Raw genomic sequence first — 19,317 nt, 5'->3', positions numbered from 1 at the left:
TGACACCGATATTGATGGGAAGTTCGATGAAGACGGTGACGCTACCGCGCGGGGAAAAGATACCAGCGCTCGGCCAGGGCAGCTGGATGATGGGAGAACGGCCAGCGCACCGCGCAGCCGAGATCGCGGCGCTGCGCGAGGGCGTCGAGCACGGCATGACGGTGATCGACACCGCCGAGATGTACGGCGACGGTGCCGCCGAACACGTGATCGCCGAGGCGCTAGGCCCGGTTCGCGACGAGATATTCCTCGTCAGCAAGGCCTATCCGCAAAACGCGTCGCGGACGCGCCTCGCCAAGGCGTGCGAGGCCAGCCTGAAGCGGCTCGGCACCGATCGGCTCGACCTGTACCTGCTTCACTGGCGCGGATCGGTGCCGCTCGCCGAGACGATCGAGGCGATGGAAGTGCTGCGAACGGCGGGCAAGATCCGTCACTGGGGCGTCAGCAACCTCGATACCGACGACATGGAGGAACTGATCCAGGCGGGTGGCGAAGGCTGCGCGACCGACCAGATCCTCTACAATCTGGGCCGACGGGGACCGGAACATGACCTGCTCCCCTGGCTGGAAGCGCAGGCCATCCCGGTCATGGCGTATAGCCCGGTCGAGCAGGGTCGGCTGCTCGCCAACTGGGTGCTGGCAGAGCTGGCGAAAAGTATCGGCGCGACGCCGGCGCAGGTCGCGCTTGCCTGGGTCCTGCACCGGGATGAGGTCATTGCGATCCCGAAGGCCAGCACCGTCGCGCATGTCCGCGACAACGCCGCCGCTGCGAACCTGGTACTGTCGGACGACGTGATCGCGGCGCTCGACGCGGCGTTCCCCCGTCCACGCCAACGTTCTCCGCTGGAAATGCTTTAGACCTTGGCGGCGGCGACGCGCATCGCCGCCGATACCGGCCTTGCGCGTGCACGAGGGTACGCAGGCAAGATAGCGTTTTTTATCTCTCCCTACGCATCCGAAGTGACCGACGGCGCATTGCCCGCTGGGCACCTTCGAGCCGCGTCAGGCCGGCGCCTTAACATCGTGCGTGCGAACGAGCTTTTTGTTGACGAACTGCTGGATGCCCATGTCGCCGAGTTCGCGGCCGTATCCGGAGTCCTTGATCCCGCCGAAGGGCAGTTCCGCATCGGTCCAGTCGATGTTGTTGATGAACATCATGCCCGTCTCGACCCGGCTGGCAACGCGCCGTCCGCGCGCAACATCGGCGGTCCATACCGAACCACCCAGACCGAAGTCGGAGTCGTTGGCGAGCGCGATCGCGGCATCCTCGTCCTTCACGCGAAAGAACGACGCGACCGGGCCGAAGAATTCTTGACGGAACGCAGGATTGCCCGGCGCGATATCGGTCAGGATGGTCGGCGCCATGTACGACCCCGGACGATCTATCCGCTTGCCGCCCAGCGCGACCTTCGCACCGTGCGCGACCGCACCCTCGACCTGTTCGAGAAGATCGACCAGCGCCCGTTCGGTCGAGAGCGGACCAAGCGTGGTTGCCGCGTCCATCGGATCGCCCGCTTCGAGCAGAGCCAGCGCGGCCTTGAACTTCGCGAGGAAGGCGTCGGCCATGCTCTCGACCACGATGAACCGCTTTGCGGCGCAGCAGGTCTGGCCGGTATTGTACATCCGGCCCCACACCGCCCAGGGCACCGTCAGGTCGAGATCCGCATCCTCGAGCACGATGAAGGCATCGCTGCCGCCCAGTTCCATCGAGGAAACCTTCAGGTTCCTGCCCGCTCGCGCGGCGATGCTGCGGCCGGCTTCGACACTGCCGGTCAGCGCGACGCCCTTGATACGGGGGTCGTCCACTACGGTGTCGGACTGGTCGTGGCTGATCAGCAGATTGGTATAGAGGCCGATCGGCGCACCCGCCTCGATCATCACCTGTTCGAAGGCGATCGCGCACTGCGGCACGATGCCGGCGTGCTTCACCACCACCGTATTGCCCGCCATGAGATGCGGCCCGGCGACGCGAGCAAGCTGGTAATAGGGGAAATTCCAGGGCTCGACGCAGAAGATCACGCCGATCGGGCTGCTTTCCATATGCGCCTCGCCATTGATAGGGCTGAGCTTGACTGGCGCCAGGAAGCGTTCCGCATTCGCGGCGTAATACGCCATGATACGCGCGCTGAATTCGACTTCGCCACGCGCCTCGCCGATCCGCTTGCCCATTTCGGTCGTCATGATGCGGGCGAGTTCGTCGGCCCGCGCGTGGAGAATTTCGCCCGCCCTGCCGATGATCTTCGCCCGTTCGGCGTACGCCGTATGACGCCATGTCCGGAAGCACGCGTCCGCCGCCGCGATCCTGGTTTCGAGCTGCAGATCGCTGAGGGTTTCGAACGCTTCGACGAGCTTGCCATCGAACGGATTGACGCTTTGATAGGCCATGATGATGCGCTTTCTGGCTATGATGACGGCGCGGTCAGTGGCGTCGCGCGATGGCGCGGCGGGGCTTACGCGGCGGGCGTTCCGATCGCACCGTCGCGACCGGATCACGATCGGCGAAATAGCCACCGCCAACGCGGCATGTCAGGATCGGAAACTACGCAGGGCGTCCTGCCAGACGGACGCATGCTGCGCGCGAACCGCGCGGATAGCCTGTCGTCACGGTGTTTCGGCAATCCCGTGCGATTTTGTGTCGCACGGGATTGCCAGTCCCGAACCCGCCAACCGGTTCGGGCATCATTTCTTTACTTGCTTCAGCCGATCGGCAAATCGAACAGCAGTTCGCGGACGTAGCGCACCGGGGGCGAACCATGCGCGAGCAGCGCATCGTTGTAGCGCTTGAGATCGAACGCCGCGCCCTGCCGCTTCTTCGCCTCTTCCCGCAGTGCCATATGCTCCGAATAGCCGGTGAAATAGCTCAGCAGCTGCGTCGAGCCGAGCGAGGCGCGGACCCATTTGCCCGCCGCCTCGCGCTCCTGCTGGAACGCGGTGTGCGTCATCAGCTGCATCGCCTGCTCGCGAGTCATGCCCTCGGTGTGGATGCCGATGTCGAGCAGCGAGTTCGAGATCGAGCGCAGCCGCATCTTGAGCACGGTGAGCTTGAACAGAGGGTCACCGTTCAGATAGCCCTCGTCCGCCATCATGCCCTCGGCATAGACCGCCCAGCCCTCGACGAACGGTCCCGAGCCGAGCACCGCACGCAGCGTCGACTGAGTCGCATTGGCGTGCGCGAGCTGGAGATAATGCCCTGGCATCGCTTCGTGCACGGCCAGGTCGTGGATCATGTAGTCGTTATATTCGCTCAGAAACGACGTCGCCTGCGCCTCGGTCCAGTCGTCGGGAATCGGCGAGACGGCGAAGAACGTGCCGAGGTTCTTCTCCAGCGGGCCGGGGGAATCGCAGTAGGCTACCGCGACGCCCTGCTGGAACTTGGGCATCGTGATGATCTTCACGGGACTGTCGGGCATGCCGACCAACCCCTTGTCGCGGACGAACGCGGTCGCCTGCGCCAGCGCCTTGGTCGAGGCGTCGATCATGCCGTCGCGTGGCGGGCGCTTGGCGTAGGTGAGTTCGAGCGCGAGCTGGATCGCAGCCTGTTGCTGCGCTTCGGACGGCTTGTCGGGAAGCAGCAGCGCGCCCTTCTTGGCGCCGAATATCTGGCGCGCGATCGCGTACATCTGCGCGCGCGTGTCGACGATCGCGGCTTGCGCGCGGCGCTTGATCTCGGTTCGGGTGAGGTCGGATTGCAGCGCGAAGCCGAGCTTCTTGTCGTAGAGCGCCGCGCCAAGGCGGAAGTCGCCCTTGGCACCGGGCACGAGCGTCTTGTCGAGCCAGACCTGATGCTCGGCGACCGCCGCCTTCAGTTTCACGAGCGCGGCGTCGAACCGCTTGACGTCCGCTGCCGACAACTCGCTCTTATGCGGGGCGAGCATGGTCTCGGCGATGTCGACGATGCCGCTGTTCTGTTTCGCCACGGTCGTCGCGTAGATCGACGGCACGCGGGCGGGGACGATGTTGGCGCGTGCCTGGGCCAGCAATGCGGGGAGCGACTCCATCCGCGCGGTCGCCGCGTTCAGCCGCTGTGGCCAGGGTGCGAAATCGCGTGCGGCGAGCGAATAGAGCGAGCTGCCGGCAATGTCGTTATAGACCTGCGGGTCCCATGCCCACCCGCCGAGCGTCTCGGTGTCCCAGATGTCGTAGCGCAGCGCATTGTCGAGCAACGCCGCATCGACCTGCTCCTCGCGCGACAGGGCTTTGCGGTCGATCCGCTGGAGATCGGCGAGCATCGCTTTCGAGAACGCCTCACGCTTGGCGCGTCCTGCGGCGGACATGTCGGTGACCTGCGTGTCGAACCGGTGATCGCCGAGCGATGTCGCCGACGACGGATTGAGGCGGGCGAGGCCATCGACATAGCGCTTCGACAGCGACGTGAACGCGCTCGTCTCGGCTTGCGCGGCAAGCACGGGCGCAGGGATCGACGAGACGGGCAGCGCCAGCATCGCGGCGCCGAGCAACAGACGGAAATTACGCATCTTGAAATTCCTGACGATCAGCGTTGTGGCGCGAGTTGCGCGTTCAGATAGACGGTGACGAGCGCGGCGCGCTTGGCGTCCTCGATCTTGTCGGCGCCCGCCGCATGGCCTCCCTCCGGGTTCTCATAGTAAAAGAACGGATCGCCATACGCTTCCAGCCGCGCGGCGAATTTGCGCGCGTGGCCGGGGTGGACGCGGTCGTCTTCGGTCGAGGTGTAGATGAACGGCGTCGGGTATTGCACGCCGCGCTTCAAATTCTGGTACGGCGAATATTGCGAGATGAACGCCCAGTCCGCGGGCTTGTCCGGGTCGCCATATTCGCCGATCCACGACGCGCCCGCCGACAGATGCGAATAGCGCTGCATGTCGAGCAGCGGCGACCCCATCACGATCGCGCCGTAGAGATCGGGACGCTGCTCCATCGCGACGCCGACCAGCAGGCCGCCGTTCGACCGGCCCGAGACCGCGATCTTCCGTTTTGCGCTGACACCGGTGCGGACAAGATCGTCGCCGACTGCGTGAAGATCGTCATACGCCTTTTGCCGGTTTTCGCGCAGCGGCATCTGATGCCAGCGCGGCCCGTATTCGCCGCCGCCACGGATGTTGGCGAGCACGAACGCGTTGCCTTCCTCGACCCAGAACAATCCGGCCGGGCCCGAGCGGTACGGCTGGTCGACGAGGTAGGTCGGCGTCTGCGCGTTGCGGAACCCGCCATACGCGTGGACCAGCGCGGGCACGGGGCCCGTCGTGCCCTTCTTGCGCACCAGGAAATACGGGATCTTCGTCCCGTCCTTCGAGGTCGCGAACCGCTGTTCGACTTGCATCATCGAGGCGTCGAACCGCGCGGGCAGCGTATCGACCGCCACCGGCTTGGCATTGGGGCGGACGGCATAAAGCGCGGGCGGGCTGAGAAAGCTCTCGACCACCGCGAAGGCGACGTCGTTCTTGCCCGCGGTCGCCTCGAGGTGGATCGTCGATGCGGTCGGCAACGCCGCGACGCCTTGCGTCCAGATGCCGTCCGCGCCGCGCGTCAGCGACACGAGCCGGCCCGAGACGTCGTCGAGCATCTTCACCCACAGCACCGACTTGCTCGAATCGACCTGCTCCACCGCCTGCGTCGCGGTCGGTACCAGGACGCGCTCGATCGTCGGCGCGTGGCTCGCCAGCACGTCGGCGATCGAATACGCGATCACCGATCCGCTCGGGATCCCGCGCCAGTCGGAGGCGAGCGTCGCGATCAGGCGCCCGTCGAGCACCGTGCTCATCACCGCATCGTCGGGCAGCGGCGACGGCACCAGCCGGCCGTCATCGGCGATATGGCTGCGCTTGGAATGGAAGAAGTCGACGTTGCGGGAGACCAGCGCATAACGGCGATCGCCTTCGGAGAAGACGTTGGTCTCGATCCCGACATCGTCCGGCGTCGCGCTCGTGACGATCGTTGCCGAGGCGAGCGGCGTGCCGCGCTGCCACCGCTTGACGGTGCGCGGATAGCCCGACTTGGTGAGGCTGTCGGGCCCGAAATCGGTCGCCACGTACAGCGCGTTAGGCCCGGCCCAGTTCAGCCCGGTCTTGAAGCTCGGCACGACGAAGCCGTCGGTCACGAACTTGCCCGAGGGAATATCGAACTCGCGCTCGACCACCGCATCGCCGCCGCCGTTCGACAGTTCGACCATGCAGCGGTCGTACGACGGCGAGCGGCACGTCGCGCCCTTCCACACCCAGCTCTTGCCTTCGGCCTTGCCGAGCGCATCGACGTCGATCAGCGTCCGCCACACCGGCTTGTCGCTGGTGAACGAGGCCAGCGACGCGACCCGCCACAGCCCGCGCACGTTGGTCTTGTCCTGCCACAGGTTCAGCACCTGATCGCCGAGGATCTGGTCGGGCGTCGCGATCTGGCGATCCGCCTGCAACAGGTCGAGCGCGCGCTGGCGGTAGCGCGCGTAGCCCGGCTTGGCTTCGAGCGCGGCGAGCGACTGCGTGTTCCACCGCTTGACGGTATCGAGCGCACGCGCGCCGTGGATGTCCTCGAGATACGCGTTCGGATCGGCGGCGGGCGGCGGAGCCGACGTCTGCGCCAGCGCGGTCGTGGAAAGGGCCAGCAAGGCCAGGAACGGCAGGCGTCTTTGCATCATCACTCTCTTTCGTTCGATGATGCGACCTTAGGCAGCGTGGTCCGCTACGCCAGCCCCTTCTCTTCAGATCAGCCGGCCTCCAGCGCGAGCAGTGCGAACGTCGCCAGCCAATGCTCGCCCATGTAGTCGTCCGCGAGATGCGGCAGCGCCTCCGCCAGGTGCGCGTCGGCGATGGCGCGCGCGGTGGCAGGATCGGGCAGCGCGTCGGCGATCGTCCGCCAGCACCACGCGCGCGACAGGTTCACGCCGTCGAGATGCGCGAGGCGGCCGTCGGACCGGTCGCTGACGATCGCGGGGGAGCGGAGGCACGCAGTCGCGGCACCGAACGGATCGGGCAGGAACGCCGCCAGCCACGGCGCGAACTCGGCCCCGAGCACGTCCTTCATCAACGCCGCCTCGCAGAGCGTCGCCGACAGGAAATCCTCCCCGCTCGGCTCGAACGGCCGGCAGTCGCGGTCGTCCCCGTACCAGTCCCGCGCGCGCGCCTCGATCAGCACGGCGAGCGACGCGTCGTGCGTCCGCGCCCAGCGCAGCGCGTGGACGAGCGCGAACGCGGTGCAGTCATGCTTCCCGCTCCGCACCGGGTAGATCAGCTTCGGCAGATACGCCGCGAACCGGGCCGCGAACGCGCGCGCCAACGGCTCGACCGCCGCCGCCCATGGCCGATCGGGACGCCGCGCCAGCTCGTCGTGCAGCGCGAGCAGCCATCCCCAGCCATAAGGCCGCTCGAACCCGCCCGTCATCGGCCGGTCCAGATACGCGACCTCCCCCGCGATCGACGCCGGCACCAGCATCCGGTCCGCGAGCGCCTCGACCGCGCGGGCCTGCGCCATGTCGGGATACAGCCGCGCGAGGCGCATCACCTGCCACCAGCCGTGAACGCAGCTATGCCAGTCGAAACTGCCGTGGAATACGGGGTGTAACGTCTTCGGCAGCGCGAGATCGTCGGGCCCGGCCAGCGTCTGATCGAGCTTGTACGGCCATTCGCGGGTTAGATGCCGCAGCGTCAGTTCGGCAAACCGCGCTGCTGTCGCGCGGTCGAGCGTTTGCGTCATTTCACCATCCCGATAAGCGTGTCCGGCACGCGTCAGCTGCTGTGGTCGGCGATGATCTGCCACGCCGCGCCGCGCCGCTCGAACACCAGCGTGGTCATGCCCGATTCGGTGGTCGAGGGCCCTGTCAGCGTCCACCGCGCGAACAGCATCGCATGGCGCGGATCGATCCCGCGCATCTCGAGGAACGCGAACGACAGCTTGCCGCGCGCATTGCCCGTTCCGCGAAAGCTCGGCCGGTATTTGGCGGAGATCGCCTCCTTCCCGCGCAGCAGACCTTTCGGCGTCACGAACACCGCATCATCCGCGTACACATCCATGAACCGCACGAGATCGCCGGCATTCCATCCCGCGGCGCTCGCCTCCATGCTTTGGCGGATCGCGGTTTCGGCGGGGGTTTGCGTTCGCGTCTGGGCAGGCGCCGCTGTCGCGACCGTCATCAGCGCGAAGGGTAGCATCAGGGTACGCATCATTCTCTCGCCATCAGTTCGAGCAACGCCGCCTCGCCGACCGGCTCCGACAGCAGGAAGCCCTGGTACAGGCTGCACCCACCCGCGGCGAGCAGTTCGAGCTGCGACGGCCGCTCGACCCCTTCGGCGATCACCGCGAGCCCCAGCGAACGCGCCATCGTGATCGCGCCGGCCACCACCACGCGGTCGCGCGCGCTGCCATCAATGTCCCGCACCAGCGACTTGTCGATCTTGACGTAATCGAGCGGCAGCGACTTCAGATAGGCCAGACTCGAATAGCCCGTGCCGAAATCGTCGATCGCCACCCGGCACCCTGCCCCGCGCAGCTCCGCCAGCAACGCCGATGCGGCGGCAAGATCCTCGATCAGCCCGGTCTCGGTAATCTCGACGGTCAGCCGCCCGCGCGGAAACCCGCTCTCGTCGATCCGCGCCAGGAACAGCGCACCGAAGCCGGGTCGCGTGATATCGGCCGCGGTGAGGTTCAGCGACACGCGCAGCGTCCCCAATTCCGCCGGCCACGCGACCGCGCGCGCGAGTACGAGCCGCTGGATGTGATCGGACAGCGCGATCCCCAGGTCGGCACGGTCGGCAGCATCGAACAGCGCGTCGGCGCCGAGCGGCCCCAGCTTCGGATGGCTCCACCGCGCGAGCGCCTCGACCCCCGTGATCCTGCCGCTCGCGATCTCGACCTGTGGCTGCCAGCGCAGATCGATCTCGTCGCGCTCGATCGCATGGTGGAGGTCGATCGCCAAAGCGTCGATCGGCGCGACCCCGTCGGGCAGCGCGACGTGCAGCACCGATCCGTCGCTAGCCTTCGCCTCGGCCAGCGCCTCGCTCGCACGGCGCAGCAACGCCGCCGCATCGTCGCCCGGCTGGCGCTGCGCCACGCCGAACCGGCACCCGAGCACGGCGCGCGTATCCGCCACCGCGAACGGCCGCGCGAGGGCAGCGTCCAGCGCGGTGATCGCGGCCGTCACCGCGGCGCCCGACGCCTCGATCACCAGCACGAATTCCGACCCGCCGAGCCGTGCGACCATCGCCTCGACGCCGATCGCCTCGCGCGCGACGGTCTCCGCACGGCGAACGGCGGCCTCGATCAGCCCGTCCACCGCGGGTCGGCCATGCGCGGCATTGACGATATCGAGCCGCGACAATGCGACCAGCACGACCGCGACCGGCCGGTCGTCGGCGATCCGCCCGACGATCCAGCGCCGCGCGTCGCCCGTCTCGCGGTCGTACAACGACGCGCCGGGTATGCCGCGCCGGTCGATCGTGCCGCCCGAGGCACGCGCCGCATGGCGTCCGGCGAAGCGCAACGCCTGCACCAGTTCGCTGTCGCTCGCCGGGCTGGCGAGGAATTGCGTCGCGCCCGCATCGAAGAACTCGCCGATCGCCTCGACGTCGCCGCGAGAGACCAGGACCAGCAAAGCCGCGCCGTTGGTGGCGACGAGCCCTCCCAGCAAACGCGTCGCCGAAAGCGCGTCGTCGAGCGCACCACGCGCGTCGATCATGGCCACCGCAGCGCCGCTCGCCAGGAAGCGGCTTTCGATCGCCTTGGCGTCCTGCACGACCACCGCGTGCCAGCCCGCACCCGCGCCAGCCGACGCCAAAATCTCCGCGATTTCATCGCGTTGACGGAACGATATCGCGAACAGCGTCGTTGCCGTCTGCATGTCTTCCATTCCCGTCGCACCCCAGCCAATCGGTGCGAGCCTAGCTGGCGTATCGCCCTCCGCCAATCCATTACCAGCCGGTCCGGCCTTGTTACCGACCAAGTCAGCCCCTAGCTCTGATACGATGACGATCGCGCCAGCCTCATTGCAAAAGCCGCTGCGCGATACGCATGGTCGCACGATCAAGTATCTGCGGATTTCGGTCACGGATCGCTGCGACCTGCGCTGTCGCTATTGCATGTCCGAAAAGATGACGTTCCTGCCGCGCAGCAAGCTGTTGAGCCTGGAAGAGATCGCGATCATCGCCGAGCGCTTCATCGCGCGCGGCGTGACCAAGATCCGCCTGTCGGGTGGCGAGCCGCTCGTGCGCCGCGATGTCGCCGAACTGGTCCAGCGCCTTGGTCACAACATCGGGTCGGGTCTCGAAGAACTGACGATGACCACCAACGGCACGCGCCTGGCGCAGCATGCCGAGGCGATGGTCGATGCCGGTATCCGCCGCGTCAATGTCAGCATGGACAGCCGCGACCCCGAGCGGTTCCGCTACATCACTCGCCATGGCGACGTTTCGCAGGTGATCGGCGGCATTTATGCCGCACGTGACGCCGGGCTGGCGATCAAGATCAACATGGTCGCGCTGAAGGGCTTCAACGAGGACGAGATCGCGCCGATGCTCGCTTGGTGCCGCGATGAGGGCTTCGACCTGTCGCTGATCGAGACGATGCCTTTGGGCGCGATCGACGAAGACCGCACTGATCGCTTCCTGCCGCTGACCAAGGTGTTCGACGAGCTGAGCGAGCAGTTCACGCTCGCCCGCGACGCGCACAAGACTGGTGGCCCGGCGCGCTACTGGAACGTTGACGGCGCGCGCACGCGGCTCGGGCTGATATCGCCGCTGACCGCCAATTTCTGCGACGGCTGCAACCGCGTTCGGCTTACTACCGAGGGCAAGCTGTACATGTGCCTCGGCCATGACGATCAGGTCGACCTGAAGGCGGCATTGCGCGAAGGCGGCACCGCTGGTCTAGACGAGGCGATCGACGCAGGGCTTTACGCCAAACCCAAGGCGCACGACTTCCGCATCGGCCAGGGCGAAGGCCCAGCGGTTGCGCGTCACATGAGCGTCACGGGCGGATGAGTCGGTACGAGCGGCGGGCGCTGGTCGCGTCCAATACCCCGCCCGCTCGTGCCGCAGAGGCCGAACTCGCCGATATGGGCGAGTGGGTGTCCGTCGAAGAGGCGGATGTCATCATCGCGCTCGGCGGCGACGGCTTCATGCTGCAGACGCTCCACTCGATGCTGGAGCGCCGCAAGCCGCCGGTGCCGGTGTTCGGGATGAACCTCGGCACCGTCGGCTTCCTGATGAACGAATGGCGTCACCACGGCCTCACCGACCGTCTGGAGCGCGCGAAACCGTTCAAGGTCATTCCGCTCAGCATGACCGCGCTCGGTGTCGACGGGCGCACGCACACGCTGCCCGCGATCAACGAGGTGTCGTTCCTGCGCGAGACCCGCCAGACCGCCAATCTCGAAGTGACCGTCAACGATCGCATCGTCCTGCCCGAACTCGCCTGCGACGGCATCCTCGTCGCGACGCCCGCCGGCTCGACCGCGTACAACCTGTCCGCGCACGGCCCGATCCTGCCGCTCGGCTCGGGCATGATCGCGCTGACCCCGATCAGCCCGTTCCGCCCCCGGCGCTGGCGCGGCGCGATCCTGCCCGACAAGGCACGGATCGGCATCCGCGTGCTCGATCCCGGCAAGCGCCCCGTTTCCGCCGTCGCCGACCAGCGCGAGATCCGCAACGTCGCGCGCGTCGACATCTGCATGGACCGCGCGCGCGAACTGACTCTGCTGTTCGATCCCGAGCACGCGCTCGACGACCGGATCACGATGGAGCAGTTCGTCGCCTGACCCCGGTTTATCGCGGACTTTGCATTTTTGCGGCGAAACCCGCTTGCATCGTCCGACCGGCCGTTTATAGAGCCGCCTCCGGCAACGTTCCCTGATAGCTCAGCGGTAGAGCTCTCGACTGTTAATCGAGTGGCCGTAGGTTCGAATCCTACTCAGGGAGCCATTTTTACGCCGAACAAACTCTCGCTTTTGGCTGATATTGGCCGGTGGCAACGCCCCGCCGTTATTACACTTATTATGATATTCGCGTGGTCGGCAGTTGGCGACCGATCGCTTACGGCGCGTCACGTGCCGGGCCGATTCCGACGAAACGCTGGCTCGGTGATGTCACACGCCCTTCAGAGTCGAGGCGGATGCCAGTGACCGGCTAGGCGCGGACTCTGCGGCGATCCGATTACCCATGAAATTTTCGGCCGCCACTTGTCGGACATACGCCGCGCATGGTCTTTGGCGCGAAATTACGGCGGCGGCCGGGCTGAGTCCGACGCTGCTGACTCGCCCGATGGTGGAGAAGGACAATGCCGATGATCGAACACGCCATGGTTCAGACGATGCGCTGGTTCGGTCCGTCCGACCCGACGTCGCTTGCCGATATCCGCCAGGCGGGGTGCACCGGGATCGTCACCGCGCTGCACGACATCCCCAACGGGACCGCGTGGCCGGTCGACGCGATCATGGCGCGCAAGGCGCTGATCGAGGCGGCGGGGCTGACCTGGGCGGTCGTCGAAAGCGTGCCCGTGTCCGAGGCGATCAAGCGCAACACGCCCGAACGCGCCACCGCGATCGCCGCGTATCAGGAGACGATCATCAATCTCGCCGCCTGCGGGATCACCATCGTCACGTATAATTTCATGCCGCTGCTTGACTGGACGCGGACCGATCTCGCCTATCCGATGCCCGACGGTGCGCTGGCGCTCCGCTACGAGGCGATCGCACTCGCGGCGTATGACCTGTTCATCCTGCAACGCCCGGGCGCCGCCGACGCGTATGCGCCGGACGTGCAGGCCGCGGCGCATGCACGGTTCGAGGCGATGAGCGACGCGGACCGCCGCTCGCTCGAAAACACGATCATCGCCGGGCTTCCCGGTAGCGAAGAGCATTTCACCTCCGCCGATTTCCGCGCCGCCATCGCCGGCTATGCGGGGATCGACGCGGCCGCGTTGCGTGCCAACCTGATCTCGTTCCTCGAGGAGATATGCCCGGTCGCCGACGCGCACGGCGTCCAGCTCGCGCTGCACCCGGACGATCCGCCCTTCCCACTATTCGGCCTTCCGCGCATCGTCAGCACGCAAGCCGACCTCGACCTGCTGGTCGCCGCCGTCCCCAGCGCCGCGAACGGGCTCTGCTTCTGCACCGGATCGCTCGGCGTCCGCGCCGACAACGATCTGCCCGCGATGGTGCGCCGGTTCGGCGAACGCGTGTACTTCCTCCATCTGCGCAACGTCGAGCGCGACCAGGCCGGCAATTTCCACGAAGCCACGCATCTCGGCGGCAGCACGGACATGGCCGCCGTCATGCAGGCGGTACGCGAGATTTCGGTCCGCCATCGCCGCAGCATCCCGATGCGCCCCGATCACGGCCACCAGATGCTCGACGACCTGAACAAGCGGACCAACCCCGGCTATTCGACGATCGGTCGGCTGCGCGGGCTGGCGGAGTTGCGCGGGCTGGAACTCGGCATCGCCCATGCCGCGACATCGCAATTGCTCCTGCGGCCCGGTTGAGCGTAGCGTGCGGCAACGCTGTCACGGAGCCCATCCCGCATGAAACTCACGATCCTGCCCACGATCGCCCTCGCGTCGATCGCACTGGCCACCACCGCCATCGCCCAGGACAAGGTTGCGCCCGCCGGTGGCGACATCCCTGCGAAGTTCGTGCCGCCGACGACCGCGCGTGACTACGTCAAGCGCGAGGTCATGATCCCGATGCGCGACGGGACGAAGCTGTACACCGTCATCGTCTATCCCAAGGGCATCACCAACGCGCCGATCGTGCTCACGCGCACGCCGTACGACGCGAAGAGCCGCGCGAACCGCTCCGACAGTTCGAGCATCCTCGCGACGCTGCCGCTCGCCGACGAGATGTTCGTCAAGGCGGGCTATATCCGCGTGTATCAGGACATCCGCGGCAAATACGGTTCGGAAGGCGAGTACGTCGTCACGCGCCCCGTCATCGGCCCGCTCAACCCGACCAAGGTTGATCACGTCACCGACGCGTACGACACGATCGACTGGCTGGTGAACAAGGCGAACCTCCCCGAGAGCAACGGCCGCGTCGGTATGATCGGCTCGTCCTACGAGGGCTTCACGGTCGCGATGGCGCTGCTCGCCCCGCACCCCGCGCTGAAGGTCGCCGCGCCCGAGAGCCCGATGATCGACGGCTGGATGGGCGACGACTGGTTCCACTACGGCGCGTTCCGCCTCGCCAATATCGCGTGGCTCGGTAGCCAGACCGGCTACAAGGGTGCGGGCAAGGCGCCGCCCACCGGCGGCTACGACGATTACGAGAATTTCCGCGAGGTCGGTTCGGCCGGCGACTGGGCGAAGAAGTCCGGCTACGATCAATTGCCCTATTGGCAGCGGATGGTGTCGCACCCTGCCTATGACGGCTTCTGGCAGGGCCAGGCGCTCGACAAGCTGCTCGCCGCCAACCCGTCGAACGTGCCGACGATCTGGGAACAGGGGCTGTGGGACCAGGAGGACATGTACGGCGCGATCACCGCGTGGGAAGCGCTCAAGGCCAAGGGCAAGCTCGGCAACAACCACCTCGTGATGGGTCCGTGGCGGCACAGCCAGATCAACCGCGAGGGTCGCAGCCTCGGTCCGTTCCAGTGGAATGGCGACACCGCCCAGCAATTCCGCGAGGACATGCTGCTCCCCTATTTCAACCAGTATCTGAAGGATGGCGCGCCCGTCACGCTTCCCGCCGCCGCGATCTACAACACCGGCGAGAACCACTGGGACAAGTTCGCGACATGGCCACTCGCCTGCGAGACCGGATGCACCTCGCCGCTCAAGCCGATCTACCTGCAGGAGGGCGGCGCGCTCGGCTTCGGCACGGCGACGACCGGCGGTGACAGCTATGTCTCCGATCCGTCGAAGCCCGTGCCGCACCTGCCGCGCCCGGTGAACTTCGGCGACGGCCGCTGGGGCGACTGGCTGGTCAGCGACCAGCGCGGCGTCGACGGCCGTCCCGACGTGATGACCTACACCACCGAGGCGCTGACCGCGCCGGTGCGCGTGTCGGGTGCACCGGTCGCCGACATCTTCGCCAAGACGACCGGCACCGACGGCGATTTCGTCGTCAAGGTGATCGACGTCTACCCGGCCGAGAACGCGAGCGACCCGAAGATGGGCGGCTATGAACTGCCGATCAGCCTCGACATCTTCCGCGGTCGCTATCGCCAGAGCTTCGCCAAGCCGACCGCGATCCCGGCAGGCAAGGTGCAGGAATACAAGTTCCGCCTGCCGACCGTGAACCACGTGTTCCAGCCGGGCCACAAGATCATGATCCAGGTCCAGTCGAGCCTGTTCCCACTCTACGATCGCAACCCACAGACCTTCGTCCCCAACATCTTCCTCGCGAAGAAAGCGGACTACAAGCCTGCAACCGTGACGATCGTTCGCGGCGGCGCGTCGGCGAGCGCCGTGTGGCTACCGGTAGTGCCGCTCGATCAGTCCGCCGCGCTGGCGAAGTAACCGCTGTCCACGCCCGTCCCGTTCGCCATGCCCCATGGCGAGCGGGACGTCGCAAATCCAACCGCGATTTTTGCATGCGAAACTATTTTTACATGTGAAGTCGGCGTGATTTCGGCTAAGCACCGGCTCGATAAGCTTTCAGGCGGTCGAGAAGGTTCGATATGGTCGATGCAGTGATAGTCCATGCCGGCGACAGCGTCGCGACGCTGTTGCATGACGGCGGCGCCGGCGATCGTATCGATACGGGCGCTGCGGTCCTGACGCTCGCGCATGACGTGCCACGCGGCCACAAGATCGCGCTCGCGCCGATCGCCGCGGGCACCGACGTGATGAAATACGGCTATTCGATCGGTCGGTCGACGGACGCGATCGCAGCGGGCGACCATGTCCACAGCCAGAACCTGTCGACCGGACTCGCCGGCACGCTCGAATACAGGTTCGACCCGGCGAACGACTTTCCCGCACTCGCCCCCTCACCTGCTCCAACCGCGACGTTCCGCGGCTTCGTCCGTCCCGATGGCCGGGTAGGCACGCGCAACGAGATCTGGATCCTGCCGACGGTCGGCTGCGTCGCGCGCACCGCCGAACGCATCGCCGCCAAGGCCAGCGCGCGCCTCGCTGGCACGATCGACGGCGTCCATGCCTTCAGCCATCCACACGGCTGTTCGCAGCTCGGTCACGATCTCGACGGGACGCGCCAGATCCTCGCGAGCCTGGCCTGCCATCCCAATGCCGGCGGCGTGCTGATCGTCGGGCTCGGCTGCGAGGAGAACCAGGTCAAGGCGCTGATCGAGGCGATCCCGGCGTGGCGGCGGTCGGCGATCCGGACGCTCACGGCACAGTTGAGCGCTGACGAGGTCGAGGAAGGTATCGCGCTGGTCGAGGAGCTCGCCGCGCTGGCCGCGTGCGAGCGACAGGAGGTCGGACTCGACCGGCTGGTGCTCGGCGTCAAGTGCGGTGGCTCGGACGGGTTGTCGGGACTGACCGCCAACCCGCTCGTCGGCCGGATGAGCGACCGCGTCGTCGGCGCCGGCGGGCGCGTCGTGTTCACCGAGATCCCGGAGATGTTCGGCGCGGAACAGGCGCTGATGAACCGCGCCGCCGACGTCGCGGTGTTCGACGCGATCGTCGGCGTGGTGAACGGCTTCAAGCAGTATTTCATCGATCACGGCGAGCCCGTCTCGGAAAACCCCTCCCCCGGCAACGTCGTCGGCGGCATCACCACGCTCGAGGAAAAGTCGCTCGGCGCGGTGCAGAAGGCGGGCCGCTCGACGATCGCCGACGTCATCCCCTACGGCGCGCAGGCGCGGATCGACGGGCTGACGATGCTGGAGGCGCCCGGCAACGACGCGGTATCGTCGACCGCACTGGCCGCCGCGGGCGCGACCATGATCCTGTTCACCACCGGACGCGGCACACCGCTCGGCTTTCCCGTGCCGACGATCAAGATCGCGTCGAACAGCGACCTTGCACAGCGCAAGCCCGGCTGGATCGATTTCGACGCGGGCCAGGTCCTCGCCCAGGGATTTGCCGCCGCCGAAGCTGCGCTGGTCGACTGCATCCAATCGATCGCGTCGGGCGCCGAGACCGCTGCCGAACGCAACGGCGAACGCGAGATCGCCATCTGGAAACGTGGAGTAACGCTGTGACACGACTGACGTACGCGACGCTCGATCGGCTGCCGAAGAGCATCCCCAGCCCGCTCGGCCGCACGCCGCCTACGATCGGTATCGTTCATTTCGGGCCGGGCGCATTCCACCGCGCGCATCAGGCTGCGTATGTCGACGCGTTGCTGGCGGACGACCCGCGTTGGGGGATCGCCGCGGTATCGATGCGGAGCAAGGCGACCGTCGCCGCGCTCGCCGAGCAGGACGGGCTCTACACGCTCGCGGTGCGCGATGCCGATTCGTCGAACCGGGTGATCGGCGCGCATCGGCGGTTCCTCGGTCCCGACGATGCCGCGCAGACGCACGCGCTGCTGGCCGACCCCGCCGTCCGGCTGGTGACGTCGACGGTGACCGAAAAGGGCTATTGTCTCGCCGCCGACGGGACGCTCGATCTGTCCCATGCCGACATCGTCCATGATCTCGCGGGCACAGCGACGCCGCGCAGCCTGATCGGCTGGCTCGTGGCGGGGCTCGATGCACGACGCGTCGCGGGAATTGCGCCGTTCGTGCCGATGCCGTGCGACAATCTGGCGAACAACGGCGCCAAGCTCCACGCCGCGCTGGTCGCATATGCCCGATCGCGCGACGCGCGGCTGGCGGACTGGATCGCAGGCGAAGTGCGCGTGCCGTCGACGATGGTCGATTCGATCACCCCCGCCTCCGACGCCGCGCTCTATGCCGACGTGGCGGAAACGCTCGGTCTCGAAGACCGCGCGGCGGTGCAACGCGAATCCTTCGTGCAATGGGTGATCGAGGACATCGGCGTTCCCCTCGGCCCCGATCTCGCCTCGGTCGGCGCGACGATCACGCGCGACGTCGCCAGCTATGAGAAGGCCAAGCTGCGGATCCTCAACGGGGCGCATTCGACGCTGGCCTATGTCGGCCTGCTGCGTAGCGCGACCAGCGTCGCGGATGCGATGCGCGACGCGGATCTCGCCGGGTTCGTCGATGCGATGATCCGCGACAACATCATGCCGATGCTGCCAGCCACCGCCGGGCTCGATCTCGATGCGTATCGCGCAGCCGTGCTCCAGCGGTTCCGCAACCCGGTCATCGTACACCGGCTCGACCAGATCGCGCAGGACGGTTCGCAAAAGCTCTCCTACCGGCTGGGCGACACGCTGATCGCCAACCGCCGCGAGGGCCGCATGCCCGCCGGCATCGTCACCGCGTTCGGCGCATGGGTCGCCTTCCTCATCCGTCAGGCACGCGCCGGGACGCCGATCGTCGATCCGGCCGGCGAGCACCTCGCCGCCGCGGCACGCGACGGCACGCCCGCCGACGTGGTCGCGCGCCTGATCGACGCAGCGCTGGGCTTCCCCCCTGAACTCCGCGGTGACGATGCGGTTCGCGCAGCCGTCGCCGATGCAGCCGAACGCATCGCGCGCGGCAACTGGTCCGCGCTGGAGGCGAGGCATGCCGACTGAGCGCGATCCCGACGACGCGGCGGCTCCAGCAAACGGCAAGACGACCTACCGCGCCCCCGCTTTGGAAAAAGGGCTCGATATCCTAGAACTGCTCGCCACCGAGCACGCCCCCCTCACCCTGACCGCGATCGTCCAGCGCCTGCAACGATCGACCGGCGAGCTGTTCCGCATGATCCAGGTGCTCGAACAGCGCGGCTTCGTCGAGCAGACGATGGAGGGGTATTCGCTGACCTCGCGGCTGTTCGACATGGGGCTGGGTCGCCCGCCGATCCGCAACCTGGTGGAGACCGCGCTGCCGGTGATGCGCAGCCTGTCGCTCGAGACCAAGCAATCCTGCCATCTGGTGTTCGCATCCAGCGGCGACATGGTCGTCGTCGCGCGGATGGAATCGTCCGAACAGCTCGGCTTCTCGGTCCGCGTCGGGCATCGCCGCCCGATCCACCATGCCGCGTCGGGCATCGTCCTGTACGCGTTCCAGCCGGCGGAGGTTCGCGCGCAATGGGAAACGCTGTTCGTCCCGCCCGCCACGCCGGCCGAGCGCGCCGACCTCCATGCCGAAGCGGACGCGACGCGCGCACGCGGGCATTTCAACGCGCCGAGCAGCTTCACCGAAGGCATCACCGAGCTGTCCGCCCCGATCCTGCGCGGCGATCACGCTGCGGCGGCGCTGGCGATACCGTTCGTCCGGACCAAGGTCGCGCCGATGGCACTCGACGACGTCGTCCTGCGCCTATGCGACGCCGCATCGGCGATCTCGCGGATGCTGTCGCTCAACGACGGCCGTATCTGAGCCGCGCGCATAGCTATCGA

At 67.0% G+C, this 19,317-nt stretch carries 14 protein-coding genes and 1 tRNA gene; 9 read left to right on the top strand and 6 right to left on the bottom strand.

Features of this window, described 5'->3' with window-relative positions:
* Positions 1 to 26: 26 nt before the first annotated feature.
* Complete coding sequence (locus C8J45_RS03440; RefSeq protein ID WP_107961858.1) at positions 27 to 857, top strand: aldo/keto reductase; 831 nt, start codon at positions 27 to 29, stop codon at positions 855 to 857.
* Positions 858 to 1,001: 144 nt separating this feature from the next.
* Here the strand turns inward: C8J45_RS03440 and C8J45_RS03435 are convergent, their stop codons facing one another.
* From C8J45_RS03435 to C8J45_RS03410, 6 genes are all read right to left on the bottom strand, one after another.
* On the bottom strand, positions 1,002 to 2,384 hold the full coding sequence (locus C8J45_RS03435) for an NAD-dependent succinate-semialdehyde dehydrogenase (RefSeq protein WP_107962229.1): 1,383 nt from the start codon (positions 2,382 to 2,384) through the stop codon (positions 1,002 to 1,004).
* 311 nt (positions 2,385 to 2,695) lie between these two features.
* On the bottom strand, positions 2,696 to 4,474 hold the full coding sequence (locus tag C8J45_RS03430; protein WP_107961857.1) for a DUF885 domain-containing protein: 1,779 nt from the start codon (positions 4,472 to 4,474) through the stop codon (positions 2,696 to 2,698).
* Between the two features lie 17 nt (positions 4,475 to 4,491).
* A complete protein-coding gene (locus C8J45_RS03425) occupies positions 4,492 to 6,603 on the bottom strand; it encodes a prolyl oligopeptidase family protein (protein ID WP_107962228.1) in 2,112 nt (703 codons plus the stop codon).
* A gap of 71 nt (positions 6,604 to 6,674) precedes the next feature.
* Complete coding sequence (locus C8J45_RS03420) at positions 6,675 to 7,661, bottom strand: DUF2891 domain-containing protein (RefSeq protein ID WP_107961856.1); 987 nt, start codon at positions 7,659 to 7,661, stop codon at positions 6,675 to 6,677.
* 32 nt (positions 7,662 to 7,693) lie between these two features.
* Entirely contained in the window at positions 7,694 to 8,131 is a 438-nt protein-coding gene (locus tag C8J45_RS03415; RefSeq protein ID WP_258191261.1) for an SgcJ/EcaC family oxidoreductase, read from the bottom strand.
* On the bottom strand, positions 8,128 to 9,801 hold the full coding sequence (locus C8J45_RS03410) for an EAL domain-containing protein (RefSeq protein ID WP_181321079.1): 1,674 nt from the start codon (positions 9,799 to 9,801) through the stop codon (positions 8,128 to 8,130). The genes C8J45_RS03415 and C8J45_RS03410 overlap by 4 nt, the downstream gene beginning before the upstream one ends.
* Positions 9,802 to 9,925: 124 nt before the next feature.
* On the opposite strand from C8J45_RS03410, the gene moaA reads away from it, so the two are divergent.
* From moaA to C8J45_RS03370, 8 genes are all read left to right on the top strand, one after another.
* On the top strand, positions 9,926 to 10,939 hold the full coding sequence (gene moaA, locus C8J45_RS03405) for a GTP 3',8-cyclase MoaA (RefSeq protein ID WP_107961855.1): 1,014 nt from the start codon (positions 9,926 to 9,928) through the stop codon (positions 10,937 to 10,939).
* Positions 10,936 to 11,715 carry an NAD kinase gene (locus tag C8J45_RS03400; protein WP_107961854.1) on the top strand — a complete coding sequence of 260 codons (780 nt, stop codon included), beginning with the start codon at positions 10,936 to 10,938 and terminating at the stop codon, positions 11,713 to 11,715. Before moaA ends, C8J45_RS03400 begins: the two co-directional genes overlap by 4 nt.
* Positions 11,716 to 11,803: 88 nt before the next feature.
* Positions 11,804 to 11,878, top strand: a tRNA-Asn gene (locus C8J45_RS03395).
* Positions 11,879 to 12,239: 361 nt separating this feature from the next.
* Positions 12,240 to 13,439, top strand: coding sequence for a mannonate dehydratase (gene uxuA, locus C8J45_RS03390; protein ID WP_258191260.1), 1,200 nt, complete (start codon positions 12,240 to 12,242; stop codon positions 13,437 to 13,439).
* A 39-nt stretch (positions 13,440 to 13,478) separates the two neighbouring features.
* Positions 13,479 to 15,413, top strand: a complete 1,935-nt coding sequence (locus C8J45_RS03385) for a CocE/NonD family hydrolase (protein ID WP_107961853.1) — start codon at positions 13,479 to 13,481, stop codon at positions 15,411 to 15,413.
* A 161-nt stretch (positions 15,414 to 15,574) separates the two neighbouring features.
* Positions 15,575 to 17,062: a UxaA family hydrolase gene (locus C8J45_RS03380; protein ID WP_107961852.1), complete on the top strand. Its 1,488-nt coding sequence runs from the start codon at positions 15,575 to 15,577 to the stop codon at positions 17,060 to 17,062.
* Entirely contained in the window at positions 17,059 to 18,507 is a 1,449-nt protein-coding gene (locus C8J45_RS03375) for a mannitol dehydrogenase family protein (RefSeq protein ID WP_107961851.1), read from the top strand. The genes C8J45_RS03380 and C8J45_RS03375 overlap by 4 nt, the downstream gene beginning before the upstream one ends.
* The gene (locus C8J45_RS03370; protein WP_107961850.1) at positions 18,497 to 19,297 is read left to right on the top strand and encodes an IclR family transcriptional regulator; all 801 of its coding nucleotides are present in this window, start codon (positions 18,497 to 18,499) and stop codon (positions 19,295 to 19,297) included. The genes C8J45_RS03375 and C8J45_RS03370 overlap by 11 nt, the downstream gene beginning before the upstream one ends.
* Positions 19,298 to 19,317 lie beyond the last annotated feature (20 nt).

Source organism: Sphingomonas sp. PP-CE-3G-477 (assembly GCF_003050745.1).
GTDB lineage: Bacteria > Pseudomonadota > Alphaproteobacteria > Sphingomonadales > Sphingomonadaceae > Sphingomonas.
Note: the sequence above shows the minus strand (reverse complement) of the source record. Positions and strands in the feature narration are given on the sequence as shown.